We start from the raw sequence: 25,182 nt of genomic DNA, 5'->3' as shown, positions 1-25,182 counted from the left end.
TCGTCAGGCACGCACGTGGATGCGGTCCACCGAGGTGCGGACCTGCCGCAGTGCGCCGGGCCGGTGGGCGGGCAGAGCAGGGATCCGTGCGCCCGGGTCCCAGGTGGGGACGGGTGGGACGTAGGGCACCATCGCCGTCGGCTCGCTCTCGACGAAGTGGTCGACGGTGCGCTGCCCGTCGCCCGTGGTCTGCCCGTCGTCTGCGTCGCGCTGGGATTCGACCCACGCGGTGAAGTGCTCCTCCCCGCGTCCCAGCAGGTCGAACGGCGGACCGTCCGCGAGGATCCGCCCGTCCTCGATCCACACCACCCGGTCCGCGGCGAGCGCCGTCGCCGCATCGTGAGTGATGGACAGGGTGGTCCGTCCGCGGGTGAGCCTTTCGAGGGCGTTCCGGACTGCGCGCGCCGACGCCGGGTCCAGTCCGGTGGTCGCTTCGTCGAGCACCACGACCGAGGCGTCGCGCAGGATCGCGCGGGCCACAGCGATCCGCTGGCGCTGGCCTCCGGAGAGGGTGCCCCCGCGCTCCCCGACGACGGTGTCGTACCCGTCGGGCTGGCGGAGGATGAAGTCCTCCGCGTAGGCGGCGCGGGCGGCCGCGACGACCTCGGCGTCCGTCGCGTCGAGCCGGCCGAAGCGGATGTTGTCCCGGATCGTGCCGGAGAACAGGACGGTGTCCTGCGGGACGTAGGCAGTGTGGGAGCGCAGGGACTCGAGGGTGACCGACCTGAGGTCCGCGCCGTCGATCTCGACGCGGCCGGCCACGGGGTCCAGCAGCCGCAGCGCGAGCATCGCAAGCGTCGACTTCCCTGCGCCCGAGGGACCCACGACCGCAATCGACTGGCCCGCGGGGATCTCGAGGTCGAGGCCGTGCAGCACAGTGCCGACCGCAGCGGAGTCACCTGACTGCCCGGGGTCACCCGGGGTGCTGTGGGCGCCCGAGATGCTGTAGTCACCCGGGGTGCCGTGATCCTGCGCGGCCCTGTCATCCACCGGCACTCCGTACTCCTCCGGTGTCCCGTACCCGGCGTGGACGTCCACGAAGCGCAGGTGCCCTGAGGGGCGGGTGAGTGCGCGTGCGCCGGGGTCGGAGTCGATCTCTATCGGCACGTCGAGGAGGTCGGCGACCCGTTCGCCGGAGGCGGTCGCCCGTGCGATCCGTCCGGTGTACTTCGCGAGGTCGCGCAGAGGCTTCATCGCGGTCTTGAGGTAGGTGAGGAAGATGACGAGGTCGCCGGGTGTCATCGCCCCCTGCGTCACCCGCCACCCGCCTCCGGCGAGCACGAGTGCCGTCGCCACTCCCACGATCACGTCGGTGCGGCGCTCCAGCCCCGCTGCCAGGCGCTTCGCCTGCACGCCCTCCTTGAGCGTCTTCGCGTTGGAGCCCGCGAAGCGGCCGGAGACCTCGTCCTCCAGCCCGTAGGCGTGGACGACGTCCGTCGCGCCGAGGGACTCCTGCGCGATGTCCGCGAGTTTGCCCTCCCCGCGGCGGGTCTTCCGTGCGGCCTGGGTGATGCGGCCGGTCGAGCCCTGGGACAGCAGCGCGTATGCGAGGCAGGCGAGCACGACGACGCTCGCCAGCAGCGGGTCGAGCACCGCCATGACGACGGCCATGACGAGGAGGGTGATGACGTTCGCGAGCAGCGGCAGGCCCGCCGTCACGGCGACGTCCTGGAGCTTGCCGACGTCTCCCACCAGGCGCTGGACGACGTCCCCGCGGCGTGCCCTCCGCTGGCGGACGACCGACAGCCGCTGCACGTGGGCGAAGACGCGGGCACGCAGGTGCGTGGCGATCCGCGACCCGGCGAGTGCGAAGGCGACGGTCGCCAGATAGTTGGTGAGTGCGCGCATCCCGACGATGAGGACGACTGCGGCCCCGCACGCCAGGAACAGGCCCGAGGTGGCCTGCGCCGCCCCTTCGAGGTCCGCTCCCAGGCGGGCTGAGACCGCGTCGACGACGAACTTCACCGGCCACGGCTCGAGCACCCGGAAGACGACTTCGAAGAGGAGCGCGAGCACTCCGCCGGCCATGAGCGTCCGGTGCCCGCGGACGTGCGGTGCGACGATGCCGAGCGTCCTGCGCATCGCAACCCGGTCGACACGGCCGGCCCCCTTCCGGGACGACCGGCGGCTCACCGGCCGGGGCGCACCCGCGGGCCCGGTCCCGCCCGTCTGTGTGGTTCTCTCTGGGGCGGTTCTCGCTGGGTCGGTTCTCTCTGGGTTGGTTCTCTCTGGGTCGACCGTCATGCCGTCACCTGTTCGTAGAGCTCCTTCGCCTTCCGGTCGTGGAGTTCCCTCGCCGTCGTCTCGGCCGACTGCGCCTGCAGCTGATCCTGTGCAGAACCCGCACCGACCGTGACCCCTGCGAGGACGAGGTCGACGACCCGGTTCCAGTCGTGGCGTTCGACGGCGAGACGACGCGCACGCTGCGACATGTCGCTCCGTCGTGGGCTGTCGACGGCGAGCGCATCGAGTGCCGCGGCCAGGGCCTCGGCGTCCGACGGTGTCACCAGCACGCCTGCCCCCGTCGCGTCGAGCACCTGCGGGATCTGGCCCACTGCGGATGCGATGACGGGGAGCCCCGCGGCGAGGTACTCGTACACCTTGAGCGGTGAGAAGTAGGAGTCCGCCGCCGCGCTGCGCGGGTACGGTGCGACGGCGAGGTCGCAGTCCGCCAGCAGTGCGGGGACCTCGTCGGGTGTGACGGCGCCGGTGAACTCCACGCGCGCCGCCGTGTGTGCGGGCATCGCCGCCACGCGGGCGCGCAGCTCGTCGCCCTGCGGTCCGTCCCCCACGATGCGCAGCGTCCAGTCACCGCGCGATGAGGCGAGCGCCTCGAGCAGGATCTCCGTCCCGTGCCACGGCTTGAGCGTGCCGACGAACACGACGCGAGCGACCACCGCACCCCTGTCCGCGACTCGGCCCTCCCGGGGCCTCAGGCGGCGCGTGTTCACACCGTTGGGAGCGACCACGAGGTTGCCCGACTCCGCCGACCCGCTGTCCGGCACAGCACCGACCGTCGCCCGCACCCAGTCCGCGACGGGCTGTGAGACGCACGCGACGCGGCGGGCCGCAGCCACCTGTGTCGTGAATGCGGCGAGCGCCGCCTCGCCGTCGACGAGTTCGCGGTGCTCCCGCTGCTCGTCGATGAGCGGCGCGTTCACCTCGAGCACGCCAGGGACGCTTTCGGCGGCGACGCGGGCGAGCGCGTCGGAGAACAGCGAGTACCTCTCGTAGACGAGGTCCGTCCCGTCCGCCAGCACCCGGCGGGCGATGTCCGCTGCCGCATCCGCCTGCGCGCGTTCACGGGCGGCCGTGTCCCCGGAGGGCACCGGCACGTGGACGACACGCAGGTCCGCGAGGTCCTTCGGGGGTTCCGCGTCACCGCGGCGAACCGCATAGACGGTGACGTCCGCCCCGCGGTCGCGCAGCACGCGCACGACTTCCTGGATGTGGACGCTCGCGCCCTTCGTCCCGAACACGGGGATCCCCGGGTCGACGCACACGTACGCCACCCGCTTCCCCCGCAGGTCGGGGACGGGAACGGACACCGCCAGGGCGCCCTGGTCGAGGGACCGCGACTCCGCGATCCCCCTCCCGGGGCGGACCGCCGCCGAGGCCCCGGTCGGGGAAGCGGCACCCGCCGCCTCGCCTCCCCCGGGTTCTCCGTCGCGCGCGATCGTCGCTCCCCCGTCCGCGGGCCGTTCGGTCACCGTCCCTGCCGGGAGCGCGCGCCGTGCTTCCGCACGTGCGCGGTGCCCCGCGGTGTCGGCAGCCGTCCGGACTGCGGTGGCCTCGCCGTCCTCGAGGCTCATGAGGGTGCGGCCCTGGCGGGCCGAGTCGAAACGCGCCTCGATGAGGGCGCGGGCTCGCCGGGCCAGACCGGCCCGGTCGAAGCGGGGGTCCGCGAGCCGTGTGAGGGCGCGGACGAGACCGTCGACGTCACCGGGCGCATGCAGCAGGCCGGTGTCCTCGTCGCGCACCGCCTCCGGGATGCCGGTGACGGTGGATGCCACACAGGGCACGCCGATCGCCATCGCCTCGAGCAGCACGGTCGGCAGGCCGTCGGCGTTGCCGTCCGGGCCGACGACGCACGGGGATGCGAAGACGTCCGCGTCGCGCAGCAGGTCGACGACCTCGGCCTGGGTCATCGCCCCGAGGAGGTCGACGACGTCACCGGCACCGGCCTCGGCGATGAGGGTCTCCAGGGTCTCCCGCTGGTCGCCGTCGCCTGCGATGCGCACGTGGACGGGGACGCCGGCGTCGCGCAGGCGCACCGCTGCTCGCACGAGGTCCGCGAAGCCCTTCTTCTCGACGAGCCGCCCGACGCCGACCACCCGCAGGCGCGTGCCGGGGGCGAGGGGGAGTGGGACCCGGTAGGGGAAGCGCGGCAGCTCGATCCCGTTGTAGACGAGGCGGACCGCATCCGCGGATTCCGGGGCGAGGCGGGCCAGGTGCTCGAGGTTGTACGCGGAGATCGCCACGGTGTGCCGTGCACGCGACAGCAGCAGGCGGAGCCGGTCGGTGTCCACCGATGTGTGGAAGAGGTCCTTCGCGTGGGTCGTGACGGAGAACGTCACACCGGCCAGCAGCGCGGCGAGCTCCGCCGTCTGCCCCGCGAGCGACGCGAAGTGTCCGTGCAGGTGGGTGATCCCGCGACGGTGGAGTTCGAGGGCGATCCACACCGCCTGGTGCACGTCGTCGGCGGGGTAGCGGGTGAGTTCCGGCAGCAGACGGGCGTACCGCTGGGCGAAGCCGGGCAAGTGCTGTGTCGCCTCCCGGAGGATCTCCCAGCCCTCGGTCATCCTCCGCGGGCGGGGGACGAAGTGGACGGGCGCCTTCACACGGGCCAGTTCCGGGTGGAAGCGCGTGTCGGTCGTGGGACGCAGCGCGAAGATGTCCAGTTCGTCCCCGGCGGCCTCGCGGGCCAGGATCTCCGTGACGATGAACGTCTCGGAGAACCGCGGGTAGACCTTGACGACGTACGCCGTCCGACGCTCAGCTGACATGGGCGGCCTCCAGGCCGAATCCGTCCTGCTCAGTCGGCGAAGCGTGCCCGGCTGGCGCAGCCTGCTCGTTCGACTTGGCGTGGTTCGAGGACCCCGACGCGGTCGAGGCCGACGACGCAGCCGTCGGACGCGAGGCCGTGGGTTCCGGCGCGCGCTCCAGGCCCCGGGGCCGCAGCGGGTGCACGCGGGCGGTGTCAGGGGTGGCGAGGCCCGCGGCGAATTCCACGACCCGGGACAGCCCGTCGAGGTCCAGGCCGTCACGCGCCGCGGTCTGACGCGCGCGGACCGCGCTGTCGTCTGCGACGGCGGCGGCGATCCACCGGCCCACCGTCTGCGGTGTGAGCCGGCAGGGCAGGAGCCAGTCGAGGGCGCCGCACAGTCCGAGTGCGCGTGCGCGAATGAGCTGTTCTGTGCGCGGTTCGACGCGGGGGAAGACGAGCGCGGGGGTGTCCGTCGACAGGGCTTCCGACACGGTGTTGTACCCGCCCATCGCGATGACGGCACGTGCTGCGCGGATGCAGTCGAGGCCGTCCGGGATCCGGGAGACGACGCGTGCTCCGCTGCCGGAGACGACCGCGGCCGCGTGCACCGCCATCCGGTCCGGCGCCGGCATCTGCGGTCCGGTGACGACGAGGTGCTGGACGCCGTCCGGCAGAGGTGCGGTCGCCGCGGCGCGGGCGAGCACGACGCCGTCTCCTCCGCCGCCCACCATCGTCACGACGAAGGGGTCGTCCGGCAGGTCAGCGGTGGCACGCACCTGTCGGTCGGACGCGAGGAGACCGGTGAAGCGGGTCTTCGGCACCAGCGGGGCGGGGATCTCTCCCGTCGCGACGGTGTCGTGGACGGCCCGGTCCCCGTAGACCCACAGTTCGTCGTAGAGCTCCGCGACGCGGTCCGCACCCACCGCGTCCCATTCCGCCGAGGCCGTGTGCGGATCGTCGAGCACCTCCCGCAGTCCCAGCACGATCCGGCCGTCCGGTTCGGCCCGCCGGTAGGCGGCCAGCGGTTCGTCCAGCTCACCGTCCGCTCCGAAGGGGTGGCGGTCGACGATCACCAGGTGGGGCCGGAACGACAGGAGCGCCCCCGTGATGACGGAGGACCGCACACCGAGGACCCGCTGCGGGGCGACGTCCAACCGACGCGCCACATACGTGCAGTCGGCAGCGCCCTCGGGCGCCGAGGCCAGGGCCGAGGCTGAGTCTGAGTCTGGGGCCGAAGCTGAGTCTGGGACCGAAGCTGAGTCTGGGGCCGAAGCCGGGGTCGGGGCCGCGGCCGAAGCCAGGGAGCCTCCCGCTTCGGAGTCCGCGGGGGTCGGCTCCGGGACCGGGGCCTCGGCGACGGGGTGGTGTGAGCCTTGCGCGTCGGAGTGTGAGCCCTGCGCCTCGGTGGCGTGCTCTTCCTTCTTCGCGGCCTTCGCGATGCCGGGGACCAGCAGCCAGTCCCACCCGTCGGGCAGGGGGAACTGCGCGGCATCGCTCGCACCGGATACGAGCAGCCCCGACACCGGTCGGCCGGTGTGCGCGGGCAGGCCGGCGGCCAGGGCCTCGGCGATCGCGAGGTTGCGTCGGATGTGCCCCAGTCCGACGGAGTCGTGCGAGTAGAGCACGACTCTCAGTGCGTCTGCGGCCGTGTGATCGCGCATCGTTCCTCCCGAGGGTCAGCCGGGCAGACGAGGTACGTGCTGCCGGTACGTTCACAGATCACGCTAGGGAGCGGGTGTGAGACCCGCGTTAGACGACCATGAGCGTTCTCTCATGCACGGGCCACCACCGCTCCCACCTCCACAAACGCGTCGGTGTCCCGTGCAGATCGTCGGGAGGTCTCACAGGTGGAACACCGGCACATCGGGGGTCGGCGGCCCCGTGGCGATCGGCATCACCGTGCTGGTGTACGGAGCGGTGGGGGTGATCGTGAAGATGGACGACGTCGGACTCGCGATGGCCCAGCGGCCCCGCGACCTCTCCCGGAGGGTGGGCCGCGGCCTGGTCGCCGGGATGCCCCACGTGCTGGACGCCCTCGCGATCATCGGCACGTTCGCGATGTTCTGGGTGGGCGGCCACATCGTGCTGGTCGGGATGGCCGACCTGGGGCTCTCCCTCCCCTACGACCTCGTCCACGCACTCGAAGCACCCGTCTCCGGCATCAGCGCGGTGGGAGGACTGCTGGGCTGGCTCGTCAACACCCTGTGCTCGATGGTGCTGGGATTCGTCGTCGGCTCCGCCGTGCTGGGAGTCGTGAGCCTCACACCGCTGAGCACGAAGGGGCACTGAGTCCTGTACCCGGTCTCACACCCATTCGCCCTTCACACCCCCAACACATGCACATATACTAATATGTGGATATGGCAGGAGGTTGCGACTCCACTCGGAGCGCTCACCCCTGCGGAGAGGACGCATGTGGCACACGATCACGGTCACGGTGCGACGCAGAGCAGCCGCACCCGCCTGGCGCTCGCGCTCGGGATCACGGCGGCGATCTTCGTCGCGCAGGCGATCGGCGCGGCACTCACGGGGTCGCTCGCGCTGCTCGTCGACACCGCCCATATGCTCACGGACGCGGGCGGGCTGCTCATGGCGCTCATCGCCGCCTCCCTCATGCTCCGCCCCACGACGGAACGCCACACGTGGGGGATGCGCCGGGCAGAAGTTCTCGCCGCCGCCTTCCAGTCACTCATCCTGATGGCGGTGGGCACGTACGCCCTGATCGTGGCGTGGCAGAGACTGTTCGATCCGCCCGAGGTCCCGGCAGGCAGCCTGCTCGTCTTCGGCATCGTGGGCCTGGCCGGCAACGTCGCTTCCCTCGTGATCCTCATGGGCGACCGCAACACGAACCTCAACCTGCGCGCCGCGTTCCTCGAAGTCCTCAACGACGCTCTGGGATCCGCCGCCGTCATCGTGAGCGCGATCATCCTCGCGACGACCGGGTGGGCGCAGATCGACACGCTCGCCGGACTGCTCATCGCAGCGCTCATCGTTCCGCGCGCGATCGTGATCCTCCGCAGCTCTGTCCGCATCCTCATGGAGGCGGTGCCCCCGTGGCTGGACCTGGACGACGTCCGGCAGCACCTGCTGGAGAACACGCACGTCCGGGGCGTGCACGACCTGCACGTGTCGAAGATCGGCACGGGGCTCCCCGTCCTCACCGCGCACGTCGAGGTCGACCCCGAATGCTTCACCGCGGGCCACACCCAGGAGGTCCTCGCGGACCTGCGCGCCTGCGTGCGCGACCACTTCGAGGAGAGCATCGAGCACACCACCTTCCAGCTCGAGCCCGCCGACTGCAGCAAGGAACAGCCGCTCCCCCACATGTGAGGGGCACTCGCCCCGGTGAGGAGGACCCAGCCCGGTAAGGAGCGCTCACCCCGGTGAGGGAGGACCCTCCCCCGTGAGAAGGCCCCACCACCGTCAAGCGGGCCCACTTCCTCAGCCCATGACGCGCCGGGCCCTCGCAATCCGACAACCTTCCTTGGAATAGTGGCGGGCGCGGCCCGGTTGTGCGTGGTAGCGCTCCGCGCACAGGGCACGCTCTGCGCACTGGACACCCCGCGCGTCGGGCACCGCCCCGCCGCGGAGCGACAGCCGATCGGAAGGAGACGCTCACGACTGACACGCATTCGATCCCGTCCACAGCTTCGGAAGGGCCGCTCACCGGCAAGAGGATCGCTTTCCTCCTCACCCGCGGAGTCGAGCAGGTGGAACTCACCAGCCCGCGCGAGGCGCTCGATGAGGCAGGGGCCACGACCGTCCTCGTGTCGCCGTCCGACGGAACGCTTCAGGCGATGGAAGGCGACTGGGAGCACGCGGACACGTTCACGGTGGACGTCCCGGTGTCCCAGGCCTCCGTCGCGGATTACGACGCTCTCGTGCTCCCCGGCGGCACCCTCAACGCGGACGCGCTGCGGACGAACGAGGACGCAGTCTCACTCGTGAAGGCGTTCTTCGACGCGAAGAAGACGGTTGCGGCGATCTGCCACGCTCCGTGGATCCTCGCCGAGGCGGGCGTCGCCCAGGGCCGCCGTCTCACCTCGTACACATCGACGCAGGTCGACCTCAAGAACGCCGGCGCCGACTGGGTCGACGAGGAGGTCGTCATCGACGGCAACCTCATCACCTCGCGCAACCCCGGCGACCTCGAGGCCTTCAACACCACGATCATCAAAGCGCTCTCCTGAAGAAGAGCGGCCTGTAGGTCATACGACCTTGTGGTGAGCGCTGACGAAGCATCTGAGTGACCCCGTGAGGATCACTGCCCAGAAGCCGCCACGGTCAGAAATCCGTGAGGGCACCCGCGCAACGCGTCCGGGTGCCCTCACGCATGTCATGCGGCAGCGACTCATGCAGCAATGACTCATGCGGGTGAGACCCCCGCAGCGAGCCTCACGCACGTGCGACCCACGTTGGTCGAGACTGCATCGCGTGACGTCGATTCACGACGCGCTTTCGGCTGTGACGTCCGTCTCGCGTTGTACTGTGTCCGCATGACTGCCGACTCGACCTCGTCACCGCGGAACTACTCCGCACCGGTCCCGCCGTCGACTCCCGTTCCACCGTCGACGCATTTCATCGACCGTCTGCAAGCCGCGACCGACGCCGCGCTCAGCACCGCCCATCACCCGGGCTCGTCCTTCGACGGCGCAAGCGCTGACCTGCACTCTCGGCTCGAAGCCCACGTCGACGCCCTGCGTGACGAGCTCGTCGACCTGATGCTCGATCTCGCCGCGCACCCGGAGACCGCGTTCCAGGAGCACCGCTCAGCGCAGGCGATCGTGGATCTGCTCGCCCGTCACGGAGTCGACGCGCAGCTGGGTGTCCACGGTTTGGAAACGGCCGTCCGGGCGGAGATCAACCCGACCCCGGCCTCGGCGGACGACCCGGACTCACCGACAAACGCACCGACGGAGACACCGACTGGAGCACCGGTCGTCGCAGTCCTGTCGGAGTACGACGCGCTGCCGGTGATCGGGCACGGCTGCGGCCACAACGTCATCGCCGTCATGGGGCTGGGCGCGTTCCTAGGGCTGAAGAAGCTCGCGGACGAGGACCCGGCCGCGGTGCCGGGGCGCGTCGTCTTCCTCGGCACGCCCGCGGAGGAAGGCCACACCGGCAAGGAGTACATGGCTCGCGAGGGCGCGTTCGACGGCCTCGACGTCGCTGTCATGGCGCACGGCTACGGTTACGACCTGGCGGACCAGCTGTGGTTGGGCCGGCGCACGCTCACGGTGGAGTTCCACGGGCACACGGCCCACGCCTCGGCGCAGCCGTTCATGGGGCGCAATGCGCTGGACGCCGCGTCGCTCATGTACCAGGGGCTGGGAGTCCTGCGCCAGCAGACCCCGCCGTCGGACCGCATCCACGCGGTCATCACGTCCGGCGGCGACCGCGCCAGCGTCATCCCCGACTACGCCCGCGTCGAGATGTACGTCCGCTCCCCGGCCCCGGAGACGCTGCGCGACCTCTCCTCCCGCGTCGAGGACGTGGCCCGCGGTGCCGCCCTCATGACCGGCTGCGGAGTGACGGTCGGTTGGGACCAGCACCCGCCGTCCCTGCCCGTCCGCACGAACGAGGCGCTCACCGGCCGCTGGGTGGAGGCACAGCGCCGCCGAGGCCGCAACCCCCTGCCGCGTGGCGTCGTCTCCGAAACCCTCGCCGCATCCACGGACTTCGGGAACGTGAGCTACCGGATCCCCGGCATCCACCCCCTCATCAGGGTCAGCGACTCCGACGTCGCGCTCCATACGCGCGAGTTCGCGGAGGCGGCGACCTCCGACCTCGCGAAGTCCGGGGCGACCGACGGGGCGTACGGGCTGGCCGCATCATTGCTCGACGTGCTGCACGATCCTGCACTCGCCCAGGCGGTGAAGGACGAATTCGAGTCCGCCGGCGGGGCCATCGACGTGCCCGGCTACTTCGACTGAACGCCGGGCACGGGGACGTTCACCGACACTCAGCCGTCCACCGGCACTCGGCCGTCCACCCAACCTGCCGCTGGGCCGGGGAACAACCTCTTCAACGCACAGTAGGGCAAGTCCAAACCCTGCGATTATCGGCCCTGCGGCTCCCTTACGATTGTGGTGTGCGCCGCGTAGGCGCGCCGGAACCGCAGCGTCGCCCGTGAGCTTCACCCAGATCTCCATACAGGGCTTCACGCGTGGCTTCGCTTGCGGTTTCACTCCCGGGGGATCGCTCAAGGCTTCCTCCACTGTCAGGAAGGCACAGAATGGCACGCACCATCGTCGTCACAGGATCCGCTTCCGGAATCGGCGAGGCCACCGCCCAGGCCCTCGAAGCCGGCGGCGACACCGTCATCCGCATCGATCTCACGGAGGGTGACATCGCCACTGATCTCACCGACCCCGAGGCCGCGGCGACTGTCGCGCAGAAGGTGGCCGACGCCTCGGGCGGGGTCCTCGACGGGCTCGTCGCCAATGCGGGAGTGTCGGCCCCCAGCCCGCTGTCGCTCGCGATCAACTACTTCGGAACCGTCCGCCTCATCGAGGCGCTGCGGCCGCTGCTCGCCGCATCGGAGGCGCCGCGCGTGAGTGTCACGAGCTCCGCGGCGACGCTGCAGGGCAACGACCCTGAACTCGTCGACCTGCTGCTGGCGGGCGACGAGGAAGCGGCAATGGCGCGGGGAGCGGCGCTGGCGGATCAGGGTCCGGAGGTCGGGTACGCGAACTACTCGAGCTCGAAGCGGGCCATCTCGCGGTGGATCCGACGTGTGGCACCGACAGACCAGTATGCCGGTGCCGGCATCGGCATCAACGGGGTGGGGCCGGGCCAGGTCTTCACCGGCATGACGAAGGAGCTCTTCAGCAGCGAGGAGGGCCGGAAGCTCGCCGGGGACGCCATGCCCGCCCCGTACAACGGGGTCGCTGAAGCGAAGCACATCGCCGCCGTGCACGCGTTCCTCGTCTCCGCGGAGAACGCCCGTATGACCGGGCAGATCCTGTTCGTCGACGGCGGTTTCGACGCACTCAGCCGAGGCGACGACATCTGGCCGTCAGCCTGAGGGATCTTCGCTGGGGTTCGTTCGCGCACCCATTCGGGCCGAGCGCCGGCTGGGTGCACGTTCCCGCCGAGTGGGCACCGGCGGATGCACGTTCTCTTGACGGGCACGCGGCGGGTGCACAGCCCTTCGTGTGCGACAGCAAGCGCGATATCGGGGTGAACCACTGATTCGGTGGTTCACCCCGATTCGTCAGAAGGGCGGCGGCACGTCGGAGTCCGAGCCCGTGGTGTCGCGGCAGTCCGGATCGTCGGGGCCCTGGGATGGCCTGCCTTCCTCCACCGTGATTCCCTCGTCCACCGTGGCTGCATCCTCCGTCCTGACTCCATCCACCACCGTGAAGAGGTCAGGGTCGTTCGCCTCACCACCCGCGAAGCAGGCATCGAGGTCATTCGCCCGTGCGAGCAGATGCTGTGGATCTGGCGGATCGATGCCTGTGCCCAGTGGGGGCGCTGACGAGAACGCCTCCACCCCTACGGGGAGCGCCCATACCACCTCGGTCCGGCTCAGTCGTGTGAGTCGGATGATGCCTCGTGTCTTCAGCTCATGGTGGTGCTTGCACATCACATGGAGGTTCTCCATGATGGTCAGCCCGCCGGAGGCAGGGTCCCGCTTCGAGAATCTGCAGCAGTGCTCGATCTCGCATTCGACCGCCGGTCGGCTGCATCCCGGCGCGGTGCAGGTTCGCCATTTCTGCCGGATCGTTCGTCTCATCGCCGCGGTGGGTTCGTAGGTGTGGGCGACGTGATCCGTCACGATGCTCGTCGCGGGATCGGTGAGAACCCTCGTCCAGGACGTTGCGTGCGCCGCAGCGGCCCTGCAGTGTTCTGCGCCCAGCGGGATGTCACCGTTGATTCGTCCGGGCGCGTCATCGAGAGACAGCACCGTGGAGACAGGAACGGTGATCGTCACGGCGGCCTGCCTCCGCAGCCAGTCCCCATCGGTCGGGCAGAGAACGTCGATGAGTGTCCCTTCGGGGAGATCAGCGCCATCAGCCGCCGCGCAGCCCGAAGGCGAACCATCGCCCTCTGCCCCAACGCGCTCACTGCAGGCCCGATCCTGCTCGCTGTCTACGCAACCTGGTTTGCTGCCCACCTGACCTGGTACACCGCTGGCTCGCTCGCTGCCGGCCTGACGTCGCTCGCTCCCCACCTGACCCGACTCACCGCCGGCCTGACGGTCGGGCCGCCCGACGCGCAACTGGGTCTGGGGACGTGCACCGGCGAGCAGATCGAAGATCAGCTCTGCCATGCGCCGGTCATCCGACACCCTGCTGACGACATCGTTCGCATCCAGCGTGTGGCCGTCCACTGTGAGTCCGAGGGCGCCGATCTCGTGGCGCCGGATCGCGCGGGCCATTGCCCGCAATCGTTGGTAGAGCGCTTCGATCACTGTGATCGGTCCGACCATCTCCAGGACCGCGGTGTCGTCGTCGCGTCGTTCGATCCGCACGCAGCGGTTCTTCCGGGCGGCTTCGGGGTCTCTCTCGACAGGAGCCAGAGTGCGTATCCGCATCCGCGCCTGCTTCTCGAACTGGTCCATCGACAGCTTCGCGTCGAGGCCGTCCAGGTAACCGTCGAGCGTCTGCACGTGTGAGAGCGGCAGGAGTGCGTCATCCAGGCGGAAGTGGAGCCGATCGACCCTTTCGAACGGCAGCCGCCCTGAGGCCGCCGATTTCAGCAGGTTGTGGAGTCCCAGGAACGCGACGACTGCACGCGCGGCCGTCCTTCGTGCGGTCTCCAGTCGGGTTCGGAGCTTCGCAGCGAGGATGAGCGCGTCTTCCGGGGCGAGGAGTTCGCGCGCACGAGTGCTGATGCGGGGATCATCGAAGATCCCGGCCCCGAAGGACGCATTCGTCGCCTGCCCCTCAGAGCCGGCCTCCTGCCCGGCGTCCCCCGCACCCCCGGCGCCCCCGGTGGCCCCGGCGGCCCCACCGCCATCGGATCCACCGGGCGCTTCCGGTCGCTCCGATCTGCCGACCTGCCACTTCCCTTCAGAGTCGATCGAGTTCCGCGCTGCCAGGAAGTCGTCGAGTTCCTCCTCCCCGTCAGGGCGATTGAGAACACGGGTGAGGACGAACGCGGCGAGCTGGGCCGACTGCAGGGCCTTGAGACGATCGCCATCGACCGCCGTACGAGTCCAGTCGTCGAGGAGTGTCGCCGAGGTGTACTCATCGCCACTCGGCACTGAAGAGCCACCACCCAGCGCCCCAGCTCGGCCGCCCGACACCGCAGCGCCGTCCCCAAGCGCCGCAGCACTGCCTTCAGGCACCACAGCGCCATCACCAGGCACCACAGCGCCATCATCAGACGGCACCTCACTGTCATCAGACACTGCAACGCTGCCGTCGACCGGCACCGTCGACCCGTCACTGACTTCCACGACGCCCTCCGGCGCCCTGCCGAACTCTCCCCGGGCCACGCACGCGAGCGCGGCGCGCACGTCGTCGACGGTGAGCAGACGGACCGTGCCGCGTGCGGCTCCCCCGTCGCCTGCAACCGCATCGCGGGACAGTCGCTCCGTCATGATCTCACCTCCGATCACTGTCAGTCCATCTCTGCGGCAAGCGCCACGTGCTGATGTTCTATACAGTATTCGAAGGCACGGACATAGCTCCGAAAGTCGTTCCATGGTCCGGCAGAAGCTACCTACGCGCGCGACTCGTCCTCGTCATCATCGGAGTCCCGCTGCACGTGGATGGTGCGCACTCCATCGACGGCATGCAGGTGAGGGACAAGACTGCGCAAGGGGACACGCCCCTTGAAGCGGACGTCCAGCTGAACGAGGTCGGAGCCGTCGACCCGGTGCGTGGACAGGATGAAGGCGGAGAACCCCACGTCGGTGGCCACCGCAAGAAGGCGCCTCAGCACGCCCTCGCCGTCGATGTAGACGATCCGCAGGACTCTGTTGGTGTCGCGCGTGGGGATGCGCGCGACGACGGGAGCCATGACCACGAGCGCGAAGAGGTGAGCGCACGTTAACCCGACCGCAAGCGACACCATTCCCGCGCCGGCCGCCATACCGACCGCGGCAGACACCCAGATCGTCGCGGCGGTCGTCAGACCGCGCACCGCATCCCGGCGGGTGAAGATGACACCTGCGCCCAAGAAGCCGATCCCGGACACGATCTGAGCAGCGATGCGGGAGGGGTCCAACACCACCTCGTCGCCCAGGACGTGAGCGAAGCCGAAGCTGGAGACCAGCGTGAATCCGGCGGCCCCGGTCCCCACGAGCACATGCGTGCGGAACCCCGCCGCCTTCTGCCGCACCTGCCGTTCGATGCCGATGAACGCACACAGCACGAAGGCGAGCGCGAGGTACCCCAGCTCCATGAGGGAAGAGTCTGTCCAGAAGTCCATTCCCCCATTCTCCGCCGCCCCTTCACGAAGTGCCAGGTCACCCCCACCGCCGGAGCGCCAGGCCACCCCGCCACCACCGTCACCGCCGCCGCACGCCACCGCCAATCCACCCCACTCGCTGATCGGACGTTCAATCGTTATGCCGGCGTGTCCCAGTTCACACTTTCCGGCACTACGATGAGGAGCAGTCTTCGTCGGCGTCAACGGCGACCCGACGAAGACCGTTCACGGCAGGCACTCTCCGCCCCATCTGCCACACCAGGACTTCTCAGGACCCACCAGTGGACCGCCACGATCAGGGAACTGGGGTATGAGATCGACACCGTCGCCGAGGCCCCGGCCGGCACCCAGCCGACCCGGACCCGGCAGGCCCCCTGCCACCGCCGAGGCCCCGGCTGGCACCCAGCCGAATCGAGACGCCGACCGGCACCCTGCCGACCGTCGCCTTGATCGGCACCCCGAGCCATCGCAGAGGCCCCGGTCGGCAGACAGCCGACCGGGGCCTCGGGCCCGGGCTCGCGAGTTCAGGGAGCTGTGGGGACCGCAGTCAGTTCCCGTGGGCGGCCACGACCCCGCGCTCCCCGGTCGCCAGACCTCATCTGAACGACGTGAGACTCAGTCTTCGTCGCTCACTCCTCGTCTGCGCCGCGGTAGCGGTGGTAGGGCGTCTGGTTCCAGGCTCGCGCGTCCAGCGCTTCCTGGTCGAGGTTGTGCGGGATCTCGTCCAGCAGCCGCTTCGCCGCTTCCAGTTCCCGTTCCACCTCAGCGCGGTCCTGGTACATGAACTCATCCGAGGCGGACTCCGGCGCACTCTTCAGCTTCACCTCGAGGTCCTCGATGAGACGCTGCTGCCGCTCGCGGAAGGCATCGCGCGCTTCGTCGCGCCACCCCTTCTGCAGCGACCGATTCCGGTCCAGGACGTTCGTGTACTCGTTGTACACGTCCTCGTAGATCAGCCCCGCATTCTCACGGACATCCCGGACGGCGGCCTCGAGGTCGTCGAGCGTCAGGTCCTCGACCTTGAGCGGCACCGCACGCGGAGACCCACCCAGCCCGGTGTAGTCCAGGTAGTAGGGGAACATGCTCTTGATGATCTTGCCGACCGGCTGCGTGACCGCCTCGTGGTTCTCGTCCACACCCTTGGGCTGCACGCCCTGGACACCACCCAGCGCGGATTCCGGCCGGACGATCTCCTTGGGCGGCATGATGCCGTACCGCAGCAGCTCCCGCACCCCCGTGCCGGAGATGTTGAGGCGGTAGCGCACGTCGTCGTTGTTCGACGTCCGCTCCGTGGCGTGCGTCGCGGCGCGCACGTCGTAGAACACCTCGTGGAACAGCCGCACATCGATGCCCAGCTCTTCCTTCGTGTAATCACTGAACACGTTGTGGCCCGCGTACTTGTCGTAGAAGTCGCCCACACCCGCGTGGTCACGACCGATGAGCGCGTGGGTGCACCCGTAGTTCTTCATGATGAGTGCGTGGAGGATTGCTTCCCGCGGTCCCGCGAAGATGTACGTCACGCGCAGGGGCGACAGCAGTGAGCGGTCGGCGGGGTAGTACGTATCGAGCACGTTCTGATAGGCGCGCATGCGGTACTCGTGGCGGATGTACTCACGCTTCGCCAGCTCGACCAGCGGCTGCAGGAACAGGCCGTCGACCTCTTCGAGCGCATTGCGGTGAATGTATTCGTGACCGCGGTGCAGCGGGTTGGCGCCCGTGATGAAGCCGGCGACGGAACCGTACTTCTTCTCCTCGTAGAAGGTCTTCCACGTATCCTTGGGCGTGCGACGGAGCTTCTCGAACGGACCCCAGTCGACCCTGTTGAGCAGGTTCAGCGTGCCACCCAGGGACTTCTCCCCCATGCGGCGGTAGATCGAATCCACGCCCGGATGGTTGCGGTCTGTCGTCCCGAAGAGGTTCTGCGCACGATGGTCGCGGTCGTACGAGAAGATGTCTTCGATGTTGAGGATCGCGACCGGCTCGTTCTGGTCGTCGATGAGGCTCACGTCGTCGCCCACGGACAGCCCGGCGATGATCTCTTCGTTCGTCTTGCCCGTCGGCGCGAAGCTCAGGGGAACGGGCCACACCAGGCCGTCCGTCAGCCGCCCGGCCTCCAGCACCGACAGGTACTCCGCCTCATTCATGAACCCCTTGTGGGGTGAGAGGACACCGGTCGTGATCATCTCGATGGTGATGACCGCTTCGAGATCCACGCGGATGCTCGGCAGGGAACGTGCTCTCTGGATCTCCGCTTCGCGGCGATCATCGGGCACGACCTGATCCACGAGGATGCCGCCGTGTGGGCTCTGTGGGTACTCATCGAAGTTCAGCGTCACCGCTCGTCCACCTCTCGTCCGGGCCTGCAGCGTCCTCGCTGTCCAGGCCGAAAATGAAGCAAGACGGCACTCCACCGTGCCGCACTCCCGCCACCATAGCCCGGAAAAGAGACGATCTCCGGTTCACTCGTGAGTAGGTTCGGCACGGCCGCGCACGACTTCTCCGGGCCCGAGGTGCTCTTCACCTGTGCGTGAAACCTGCGGTTGCGGAGACCCCAGCTCTGCCACAGGGTTTGCACGGTGAACAGAGCTCACGCACCGCGGACTGTGATGAGAACTCGCGCATCGCGGACAGCGCCCGCGGACGCGAATGCGGGGCTGCACCGATCGGTGCAGCCCCGCGCGTCGGCTCACACGAGCTTGTTCGTCACAGGATCGTGTTCCTCAGAGGATCTTGTTGAGGAAGTTCTTCGTCCGGGACTCCTGCGGATTGTCGAAGATCTCCGTCGGTGTTCCCTGCTCCACCAGCACTCCCCCGTCGAGGAACAGGACACGATCACCCACTTCTCGGGCGAACCCCATCTCGTGAGTGACGACCACCATCGTCATCCCCTCCTGCGCGAGGTCCTTCATCACCGCGAGAACCTCACCGACGAGCTCCGGGTCCAAAGCCGAGGTCGGCTCATCGAACAGCATGATCTTCGGTTCCATCGCAAGCGCTCTGGCAATGGCGACACGCTGCTGCTGGCCGCCCGACAGGCTGCCGGGGTAGGCGTTCTCCTTCTCGGCCAGACCGACCTTCTTCAGCAGGGCGCGCCCACGTTCGCGCGCCTGTTCCTGGCTGAGGCTCCGCACCTTCATCGGAGCGAGCATGATGTTCTCGATGACGGATTTGTGCGGGAAGAGGTTGAACTGCTGGAACACCATGCCGATCTCGGCACGGACACCATCGATCTTGAGGCGACGATCCGTCAGGCTGTTGCCGTCGATGACGACCTCGCCGGACGTGATCTCTTCGAGCAGGTTCAGGCACCGGAGGAAGGTGCTCTTGCCCGATCCGGACGGCCCGATCACACAGACCACTTCCGATTCGGCGATGCTGCAGTCGATGCCTGTCAGGACCTCGTTGCTGCCGAACGACTTCCGCAGGTCCTTCACTTCGATGATCATGAGCGGCTCTCCAAACGCTTCTCGACGAGCCGCAGGACACCGGACAGCGTCAGGGTGATCGCCAAGTAGAACAGTGCCACGGTGGTGTAGATCTCCACCGCGTTGAAGTGGTTGGCGGCGACCAGGCGGCCCTGGAAGATGAGTTCAGGAACGAGGATCACCGACAGCAGCGAGGTGTCCTTGATACTGATGATGAACTGGTTGCCCAGCGGCGGGATCATGCGCCTGAACGCTTGGGGCCAGACGACGTGCCTCATCGTCATGTGCCTGCTCATGCCCAGCGAACGACCGGCCTCCGTCTGCCCCTTCTCGATCGACTGGACAGCTCCACGCACGATCTCCGCGATGTACGCACCCGAGTTCAGAGCGATCACGATGACACCCGCCAGCACTGAGGGGAGCGTGTACTGGATGATCAGCGGGAGTGCGAAGTAGATCCAGATGGCCTGGACCAGAACCGGTGTACCCCGGATGATCTCGATGTAGACCGTGGCCAGGGCGTAGACCACCTTGAAGCGGCTGATCCGGCCCAGACCCACAAAAGCGCCGAGCACGAAGCCGATCGCCAGTCCCACCACTGAAATGAACAGCGTGTAGTACAGCCCGGCCGTCAGTGCCGGCAGGAATTCGATGACTCCGGCCCAGTTGAAGCCCAGCAGTCTCTCCATAGTCAGAATGCCTTCCGCCATAAGGCGGGCGCCCTGTGAGCGCCCGCCCTACGGAAAGTTGGTGTTACGTCAGTCCGCCGAAGCAGCCAGGTCGTCCAGCCACTCGGGCTCGCTGCCGAACCACTCTGAATGGATCTCCGCGTACGTACCGTCGTCGATGATCTCGGCGAGGGCGTCGTCCAGTGCCTCGACCAGGTCCTCGTTGCCCTTCGAGACTGCGATGCCGTAGTTCTCCGCCTCGAACAGGTCACCGGTCACCTTCAGGCTGTCGGCACCCGCCGTCTCGACGTAGTACTCGACGTTGGGCGCGTCGTAGAGGATCGCGTCGGAGCCGCCGCCCTCGACCGACAGGTATGCCTGATCGAGCTGCTCGTACGTGTTGGCCGTCGCGCCCTCGATGTTCTCTTCGATGAAGGCCGCGCTGGTCGAGCCCAGACGCGTGGCGATCGTGCGTCCCTCGAGGTCTTCGACGTTCTCGATCTCATCGTTGTCGATCGGGACCGCCATGCGCAGTCCGGACATGTAATAGGGGCTCGTGTAGTCGATGACTTCTGCACGTTCGTCGGTGATGCCGATACCGGCGATGGCGATGTCGAACGAACCGGTCTGCAGTCCGGGGATGATCCCGTCGAAGTTCGTCGTCTCGAGGTCGATCTCGAAGCCCACCCGGTCGGCGAGGGTGTTGATGATGTCCATATCGAAGCCGACGTATTCCCCGTCCTCCTCGAATGCGAACGGGACGAATGACGTGTCGGAAGCGACGACGTAGCTGTCCTGCAGCGCGCTGTCGTCTCCCCCGTCAGCAGAGTCGGAGCCGCCGCCGCAGGCAGCGAGCCCCAGAGCCAGGATCGCGGCTCCGCTGGTCGCGGCGATCCTCCAATTCCAATTGCTGTTAATCACATGTGACCCTTCTTCAGTTCATCTACAGAGCGCAGATGGTGATGGCTGGCACACTTGCGAAGCTATAGAAGGCCCCCACCCGTGTCAAAGCGAATTTTCAGGCTTTTCTTGACGAATACGCAGGTTGGTCTCCGACGGGGTCGAGCCCCGCCGTTGCGCACGGTGAGCGCGATCGAGACGCTTCAAGGCCGCTGTTTCTCAACCCTCGCGATCACGAGATTCTCGTTTCTCGACACGGCCTTCAATGATTCCAAAACGTGACCTTGGGGCGCAGCACGTCGCCCTCTCAGTGGAGCCGGCCGACACCCACCCTTGCTGCCGACTCGGCGCCCCACCCTCCCTTGCTGCCGCTCCCTGGCCTCTCCCGCACCGCCCCGACAACCCTGACGTCAGCCGCGTCGTCCCGACAGCCCCAGGCTCGCTCGTGCCGTGGCAACAGTCCTAGCCTCGCCCATGCCGCGGCGGCTCGTTCTCGTTCGGGTGCTGAACAGGGTGGTGACGACGGGTCTGCCGCGCGGTCGCGAGGATGTTCGCGACCTCCTGCGCGGCAGTGAAGCCGGAGCTGATCGCCGTCTCCGTGTAGAGCGTGCCCAAGTAGTCACCCGCGAGGAACACCCGCCCCGACAGCGCGGTCAGAGCCGGCTGCAGCTTGCCCCTGCCCGGAAAGCAGTACGGGGCACCAGTCCTCCAGCGCTGCACGTGGGCCTCTTCGATGATCCCTGCGAAGCCCGGCAGCACGTCGTCGAGGTCGCTCACGTAGGTCTCGAGGATGTCCTCGTCGTCGAGGTCCAGCAGTCTGCGCGCCAGACTCCCGGGAGAGAACGTCATGATGCTGCCTCCGGGCTGCCGCTCCGCCTCGGCACCGCGCACGATGTTCCCCTGGTTCATGACGACGTTGAATGACCGCTTCGGTGTCGCGATCCCATACGCGCGGTCCCACGGCTTGGGCCCCGTCTCGTTCGTGAGGAACGCCGCAGACACATACGGGCCGTAGACGATCTGCGCGAGCGCTTCGCGCTTCTCGGGCTGCAGGTCGACCGCCAGCTTGTGTGCAACGGTGGCCGGTGTGGCCAGGATGACAGTGCGCGCCCCGATCTCGTGGTCGATGTCGTCCTGCCGGTATCGGACGACGACGTGGTCCTTCTTGTGCACGATCTCTTGCACCTTGGCATCGAGCTGGATGTCGTCCTGCAGCGGTGCGGCGATCGACTCGACGAGGTTGGACGCGCCACCGCTGATGTTCCGGTTGAGGCCCTGTCCGATGTTCCACACGAGGCTGAAATATCCGATGCCGGCACCGGCGGCCAGTTCGTCCGGGTCGGCAGCCGACCGGGTGATCGTGGGACGGAACATCGCTTCCGCGTCCTCGGAGAGCTCACCGACGTAGTCGGCGAATGTGCGGTCGTTCTCGAAGTCGTAGATGCGCTGCTGGCGCATCTCGGCGCTCTCGTTGGGCCGCAGCCTCACGGCGTTGGCGTAGCGGAGGACGTCCGCACTGACCTTCGCGCCGGCCCTGACCATCGAGACCCGGTCTTTCATCGCCATAGGGATCCGGAACGGGTAGCTCTGGACGGGCCCGTCGATGAGGAGCTTCCCGTTCATGGAGATCGCGGAGAGAGACCCCGGGATCTCACCCGAACGGGTCTGCGTCTCATTGATCAGGTCGGTGGTCGCGGTCTTCCCTCCGGCGAACATGTGCCCGCCCCAGTTGAGGAAGTAGCGACCGCGGTTCTCCGAACGGATCCGCCCACCCACCCTGTGGTTCGATTCCAGCAGTGTGACGCCCCAGTTGCGCAGCCGCCACGCAGCCGACAATCCTGCGAGCCCACCACCGACGATGACAGCGTCTTTCATGGGGAGCACCCCCTTTCAACGGCGGCCGGCGCCTCGTCGCACCGGTGTCTCCTCGCACAGTAGGATGTGATCACATCTGAGCGCAAGAGCCCCGGACCGCGAATCAGTCCTGCGCCAACCTGTCGCCAAGGGCGCTCGGACAGCAAAAGGCCCCTGACCTGTTTCAGCAGGTCAGGGGCCTTGCCACTGCGGAGGATAGGGGATTTGAACTCCCAATACCGATTCCGCACACAGACCCACCTGAGGCCGTCATTCCGCGCTACATGACGGTCTTCTGCCACCCTCTCACCGTCGCTACAACATCCCGATACACGCGGATACCCGCTCGGGAGCACAACAACGAGCACAACACTTTCGACGGAGAACATCATGCAGAACACGCTCACCTTCACCGCAGTCGCATCCCTCACCGACGCGGAACTACGCGACGAGCTCAACCACGCTGCCTACGTCGTCGCGCGGCTCCTCGAAGCCGGGTCCACCGATGAGGCTGGCGAACGGCTCAAGACGTTCACAGTGCTACGCCTCGAAACGCAGCATCGCCACAGCTGAAGCACACTCCCCTGAATCGACAGAATCGCCCCACACAGCCCATAAGCGGGTCATGTGGGGCGATTAGTCGCTCAAGCCATACGAGGCTGCCCGCGAGGAGCACGGGCTATGGTGAGCGCACCACTACGAACGGAGTAAGGCAATGACGCCCAACCTGCGCACCGAATACCTCGGACACGACCCCTCCAAAACTGAATGGGTCACCGTGCCCGACCGCGACGAGCCCGGCAAGATCATCAATCCAGGGAAGAACTTCGGCAACCCCCCTCACCACGTCCGCTGCTATCTCTTGCACTTCCCGAATACCGGCGAGGTCTGCGCATACGACGTCAACAAGTGCACGCCACACAACCCCGAACCCCCTTCCGACAGCTGAAGCGCACGTCGCCGCGGATTCCCCCATCCCGTACAAAACAAGATACGGCTCCCCGACGGTCAAAATTCGGAAGGCTCTAGCCCCCCGCCCGTGCCCATTCCGGAACTTTCCAGCCCTCTGGACAGCGAGGCTTCTCCCCGGCGGTCGATTGCGGGGAAGGCTGCCGGTCCCCTCCCGTGCCGTCTCAGAGTGTGACGAAAGTGCGGCTCCGGTCACACCCAGAAAAACTTTGGTTTATCCGCACCTCCGACGGCTCTCTCCGGCGGTCATTTTTCGGAGGGCTTAGGCCCGGCCCGGTGGACGTGAGTAGCGGCCCCGCTCCTGGTTTGGTGCGGGGCCGCTGTTGGTTGGGGTGTCAGTCCTCCGTGGTGATGCTCAGGTGGGCGATGCGGTCAGGGCGGACTGTCTGCTGCCCGAACCGCCATGTGCAGCGGAGGGCGATGCTATCGCTGGCGAAGTAGGTGTGCTCCGACGTTGCGACCTGCACCTGTCCGACGGCACTGAGGATGGCGGTGGAGTCCACGACCACGATCTCCCCGGACGGCACTGCGGGCGACGTGAGCACGGGGAGTCCGAAGACCCGCTTCTCTGCGTCGTTGTTGCCTGCTCCGAGGATCATCGTGTGTGCGTCGGTTGCGGTCTTCAGCTTGCGCAGTGCGGACCATGCCGTCGGTGAGGCGATGATGTGCGTCGGCGCTCCGTTGGCCGCTTCGATTGCTGCGAGGGCGTCTGCGAGCGGGTCGAGGTTGTCGCCGATCGGGTCGCCTTCGATCACACCGTCAGTGTTAAGGATTCCTGCTGGCGGTGTCGTTCCCTCGGTCGGTGCGACCTGCGCGATGTAGGCGAGGTTCGCCCGGTTGGTGACGGCTCGCTCGACGCTGGTGGAAAGCAGAGTTGCTGCGTTCGTCTGGTTCCACTGCTCGCGCGAGATGCGGATGAGCTGCGAGACTTTGCCGGTGTAAACGGTCGTTTCGGCGAGGACTGGATCCGCTTCGGGAATCTCGTCGCCCTCTGCCACGAAGTCAGCTTCGGCGTCGTCAACGTGTGGGACTCGGACTGCGGGTTCGTCGCCTTCGACGCTGCCTGCGACAGTAGAGGTCTGAAGGATCAGCGCGTCGGGAATGACGTCCTGCGGGTCGAAACTGATGAGGTCCGGACTCCAGCTCGTTGCGCTGGTCGGCGTTGTGTGTGTTGCCATGATTGGCTCCTACTTGGAAGGACGGCAGGTGCGCCGTCGAGACTGTGTTGTCATCGTCGGCGGCTGCCTGCCGTCCTCCGTCCCGCTGCTGCGGGGAAGCTGTGGGCCGGGGCTGTCGTGGTCGTTGCCCCGGCACCGTGTCAATGTCGCCGCTAGTACGTTGACTTGACTATTCTATTATAGCACCCTATGGCTACTGGTTACTGTTTGGGGCCGAATGCTGCCGCGAACTCTTCCTTCGGGTCGATAGGGTCATCTGCCCCTCCACCCTGCGAACGGTCGGGTTTGGGTGCGGTAGCGATCCCCAGCTCATCCACAACCGCCTGTGATGCTTCCTGCACCCGCGCGGGGTCGAGGTCGCCGTCATCGTCTAGGAGGTCGTCAACGCTCGTGCCGGTGGCCCACAGGGCGGAGGGTTTGCGGAGACCCGACATGCCCTCTGCGATGCTCTTGTGGGCGGCGGTGAGGCGTTCGCGTAGCCGGTCCCGTTCGGCCTCAGCTTCCTGTGCCCTCTTGCGGTATTTCGCGGACTCGCGGATCGCCTTGGTGTCCGTCTCCGGGGTCTGCGTCTCGGGGGTCGTCTCGGGGGTCTGCTCGGTCGAGGTCGCCTCGGCCTGATTCTGCTCAGTCATTGCTATTATCCATCCGTTCGATCAGGAATGCCATTCGATTAAGCACAAGATTGTGTGCTTCGATTACGTCAATGAGCGCACTCACCTGCTTCTCCAATACCTTGATTCTTTCCGACTGCCTGCGGGTAACAGGCTCATCGTAAAAGAGAGTGTAGAAGTGGTCTGAAGCCGCCGGTGTCTAGCAGT

The 25,182-nt window shown here is 67.7% G+C and carries 19 protein-coding genes; 7 read left to right on the top strand and 12 right to left on the bottom strand.

Features of this window, described 5'->3' with window-relative positions; translation table 11 throughout:
- Positions 1–3 precede the first annotated feature (3 nt).
- The 3 genes from JFC09_RS12385 to JFC09_RS12370 all read right to left on the bottom strand — a co-directional run bounded on the left by JFC09_RS12385 (position 4) and on the right by JFC09_RS12370 (position 6,648).
- The gene (locus JFC09_RS12385; RefSeq protein WP_232483554.1) at positions 4–2,082 is read right to left on the bottom strand and encodes an ABC transporter ATP-binding protein; all 2,079 of its coding nucleotides are present in this window, start codon (positions 2,080–2,082) and stop codon (positions 4–6) included.
- Between the two features lie 158 nt (positions 2,083–2,240).
- Complete coding sequence (locus JFC09_RS16490) at positions 2,241–5,006, bottom strand: glycosyltransferase (RefSeq protein WP_232483553.1); 2,766 nt, start codon at positions 5,004–5,006, stop codon at positions 2,241–2,243.
- Positions 4,996–6,648, bottom strand: coding sequence for a glycosyltransferase family protein (locus JFC09_RS12370; protein WP_198394354.1), 1,653 nt, complete (start codon positions 6,646–6,648; stop codon positions 4,996–4,998). Before JFC09_RS12370 ends, JFC09_RS16490 begins: the two co-directional genes overlap by 11 nt.
- Before the next feature lie 220 nt (positions 6,649–6,868).
- Between JFC09_RS12370 and JFC09_RS12365 the strand changes: the two genes are divergently transcribed.
- From JFC09_RS12365 to JFC09_RS12345, 5 genes are all read left to right on the top strand, one after another.
- On the top strand, positions 6,869–7,276 hold the full coding sequence (locus tag JFC09_RS12365) for a DUF808 family protein (protein ID WP_332839760.1): 408 nt from the start codon (positions 6,869–6,871) through the stop codon (positions 7,274–7,276).
- A gap of 126 nt (positions 7,277–7,402) precedes the next feature.
- Entirely contained in the window at positions 7,403–8,317 is a 915-nt protein-coding gene (locus JFC09_RS12360; RefSeq protein ID WP_332839759.1) for a cation diffusion facilitator family transporter, read from the top strand.
- A gap of 305 nt (positions 8,318–8,622) precedes the next feature.
- A complete protein-coding gene (locus JFC09_RS12355) occupies positions 8,623–9,177 on the top strand; it encodes a type 1 glutamine amidotransferase domain-containing protein (RefSeq protein ID WP_198394544.1) in 555 nt (184 codons plus the stop codon).
- 306 nt (positions 9,178–9,483) lie between these two features.
- Entirely contained in the window at positions 9,484–10,920 is a 1,437-nt protein-coding gene (locus tag JFC09_RS12350) for a M20 family metallopeptidase (protein WP_198394352.1), read from the top strand.
- Positions 10,921–11,222: 302 nt separating this feature from the next.
- Entirely contained in the window at positions 11,223–12,014 is a 792-nt protein-coding gene (locus JFC09_RS12345; RefSeq protein WP_198394351.1) for an SDR family oxidoreductase, read from the top strand.
- A 189-nt stretch (positions 12,015–12,203) separates the two neighbouring features.
- Here JFC09_RS12345 and JFC09_RS16715 read toward each other — a convergent pair whose 3' ends face one another.
- The 7 genes from JFC09_RS16715 to JFC09_RS12310 all read right to left on the bottom strand — a co-directional run bounded on the left by JFC09_RS16715 (position 12,204) and on the right by JFC09_RS12310 (position 22,238).
- Entirely contained in the window at positions 12,204–14,537 is a 2,334-nt protein-coding gene (locus tag JFC09_RS16715) for an HNH endonuclease signature motif containing protein (RefSeq protein ID WP_269770522.1), read from the bottom strand.
- Between the two features lie 122 nt (positions 14,538–14,659).
- Positions 14,660–15,370, bottom strand: coding sequence for an MgtC/SapB family protein (locus JFC09_RS12335; protein ID WP_198394350.1), 711 nt, complete (start codon positions 15,368–15,370; stop codon positions 14,660–14,662).
- A gap of 629 nt (positions 15,371–15,999) precedes the next feature.
- On the bottom strand, positions 16,000–17,706 hold the full coding sequence (locus JFC09_RS12330) for a hypothetical protein (protein ID WP_198394349.1): 1,707 nt from the start codon (positions 17,704–17,706) through the stop codon (positions 16,000–16,002).
- Positions 17,707–18,090: 384 nt separating this feature from the next.
- Entirely contained in the window at positions 18,091–18,816 is a 726-nt protein-coding gene (locus JFC09_RS12325) for an amino acid ABC transporter ATP-binding protein (protein ID WP_232483552.1), read from the bottom strand.
- Positions 18,813–19,484: an amino acid ABC transporter permease gene (locus JFC09_RS12320; RefSeq protein WP_198394348.1), complete on the bottom strand. Its 672-nt coding sequence runs from the start codon at positions 19,482–19,484 to the stop codon at positions 18,813–18,815. The genes JFC09_RS12325 and JFC09_RS12320 overlap by 4 nt, the downstream gene beginning before the upstream one ends.
- 69 nt (positions 19,485–19,553) lie before the next feature.
- A complete protein-coding gene (locus JFC09_RS12315) occupies positions 19,554–20,384 on the bottom strand; it encodes a transporter substrate-binding domain-containing protein (protein WP_198394347.1) in 831 nt (276 codons plus the stop codon).
- 441 nt (positions 20,385–20,825) lie between these two features.
- Positions 20,826–22,238, bottom strand: a complete 1,413-nt coding sequence (locus JFC09_RS12310) for a flavin monoamine oxidase family protein (RefSeq protein ID WP_198394346.1) — start codon at positions 22,236–22,238, stop codon at positions 20,826–20,828.
- A 369-nt stretch (positions 22,239–22,607) separates the two neighbouring features.
- On the opposite strand from JFC09_RS12310, the gene JFC09_RS12305 reads away from it, so the two are divergent.
- Both JFC09_RS12305 and JFC09_RS12300 read left to right on the top strand, forming a co-directional pair.
- Positions 22,608–22,790, top strand: a complete 183-nt coding sequence (locus tag JFC09_RS12305) for a hypothetical protein (RefSeq protein WP_198394345.1) — start codon at positions 22,608–22,610, stop codon at positions 22,788–22,790.
- A gap of 142 nt (positions 22,791–22,932) precedes the next feature.
- Positions 22,933–23,166 (top strand): hypothetical protein, encoded by a 234-nt coding sequence (locus JFC09_RS12300; RefSeq protein WP_198394344.1) that lies wholly within the window; start codon positions 22,933–22,935, stop codon positions 23,164–23,166.
- A gap of 355 nt (positions 23,167–23,521) precedes the next feature.
- Here the strand turns inward: JFC09_RS12300 and JFC09_RS12295 are convergent, their stop codons facing one another.
- Entirely contained in the window at positions 23,522–24,364 is an 843-nt protein-coding gene (locus JFC09_RS12295) for a phage major capsid protein (RefSeq protein WP_198394343.1), read from the bottom strand.
- 200 nt (positions 24,365–24,564) lie between these two features.
- Positions 24,565–24,996: a hypothetical protein gene (locus tag JFC09_RS12290; protein ID WP_198394342.1), complete on the bottom strand. Its 432-nt coding sequence runs from the start codon at positions 24,994–24,996 to the stop codon at positions 24,565–24,567.
- Positions 24,997–25,182 lie beyond the last annotated feature (186 nt).

It is taken from the genome of Brevibacterium yomogidense (assembly GCF_016107685.1).
In the GTDB taxonomy this organism is placed as follows: Bacteria; Actinomycetota; Actinomycetes; order Actinomycetales; family Brevibacteriaceae; genus Brevibacterium; species Brevibacterium yomogidense.
Note: the sequence above shows the minus strand (reverse complement) of the source record. Positions and strands in the feature narration are given on the sequence as shown.

Excerpts from the sequence above, each read along its gene's own strand:
- JFC09_RS12385 (WP_232483554.1), bottom strand. The coding sequence starts at position 2,082 with ATGCGCAGGACGCTCGGCATCGTCGCACCGCACGTCCGCGGGCACCGG.
- JFC09_RS16490 (WP_232483553.1), bottom strand. The coding sequence starts at position 5,006 with ATGTCAGCTGAGCGTCGGACGGCGTACGTCGTCAAGGTCTACCCGCGG.
- JFC09_RS12370 (WP_198394354.1), bottom strand. The coding sequence starts at position 6,648 with ATGCGCGATCACACGGCCGCAGACGCACTGAGAGTCGTGCTCTACTCG.
- JFC09_RS12350 (WP_198394352.1), top strand. The coding sequence starts at position 9,484 with ATGACTGCCGACTCGACCTCGTCACCGCGGAACTACTCCGCACCGGTC.
- JFC09_RS12345 (WP_198394351.1), top strand. The coding sequence starts at position 11,223 with ATGGCACGCACCATCGTCGTCACAGGATCCGCTTCCGGAATCGGCGAG.
- JFC09_RS16715 (WP_269770522.1), bottom strand. The coding sequence starts at position 14,537 with ATGACGGAGCGACTGTCCCGCGATGCGGTTGCAGGCGACGGGGGAGCC.
- JFC09_RS12335 (WP_198394350.1), bottom strand. The coding sequence starts at position 15,370 with ATGGACTTCTGGACAGACTCTTCCCTCATGGAGCTGGGGTACCTCGCG.
- JFC09_RS12325 (WP_232483552.1), bottom strand. The coding sequence starts at position 18,816 with ATGATCATCGAAGTGAAGGACCTGCGGAAGTCGTTCGGCAGCAACGAG.
- JFC09_RS12320 (WP_198394348.1), bottom strand. The coding sequence starts at position 19,484 with ATGGAGAGACTGCTGGGCTTCAACTGGGCCGGAGTCATCGAATTCCTG.
- JFC09_RS12310 (WP_198394346.1), bottom strand. The coding sequence starts at position 22,238 with ATGAAAGACGCTGTCATCGTCGGTGGTGGGCTCGCAGGATTGTCGGCT.
- JFC09_RS12305 (WP_198394345.1), top strand. The coding sequence starts at position 22,608 with ATGCAGAACACGCTCACCTTCACCGCAGTCGCATCCCTCACCGACGCG.
- JFC09_RS12300 (WP_198394344.1), top strand. The coding sequence starts at position 22,933 with ATGACGCCCAACCTGCGCACCGAATACCTCGGACACGACCCCTCCAAA.
- JFC09_RS12295 (WP_198394343.1), bottom strand. The coding sequence starts at position 24,364 with ATGGCAACACACACAACGCCGACCAGCGCAACGAGCTGGAGTCCGGAC.
- JFC09_RS12290 (WP_198394342.1), bottom strand. The coding sequence starts at position 24,996 with ATGACTGAGCAGAATCAGGCCGAGGCGACCTCGACCGAGCAGACCCCC.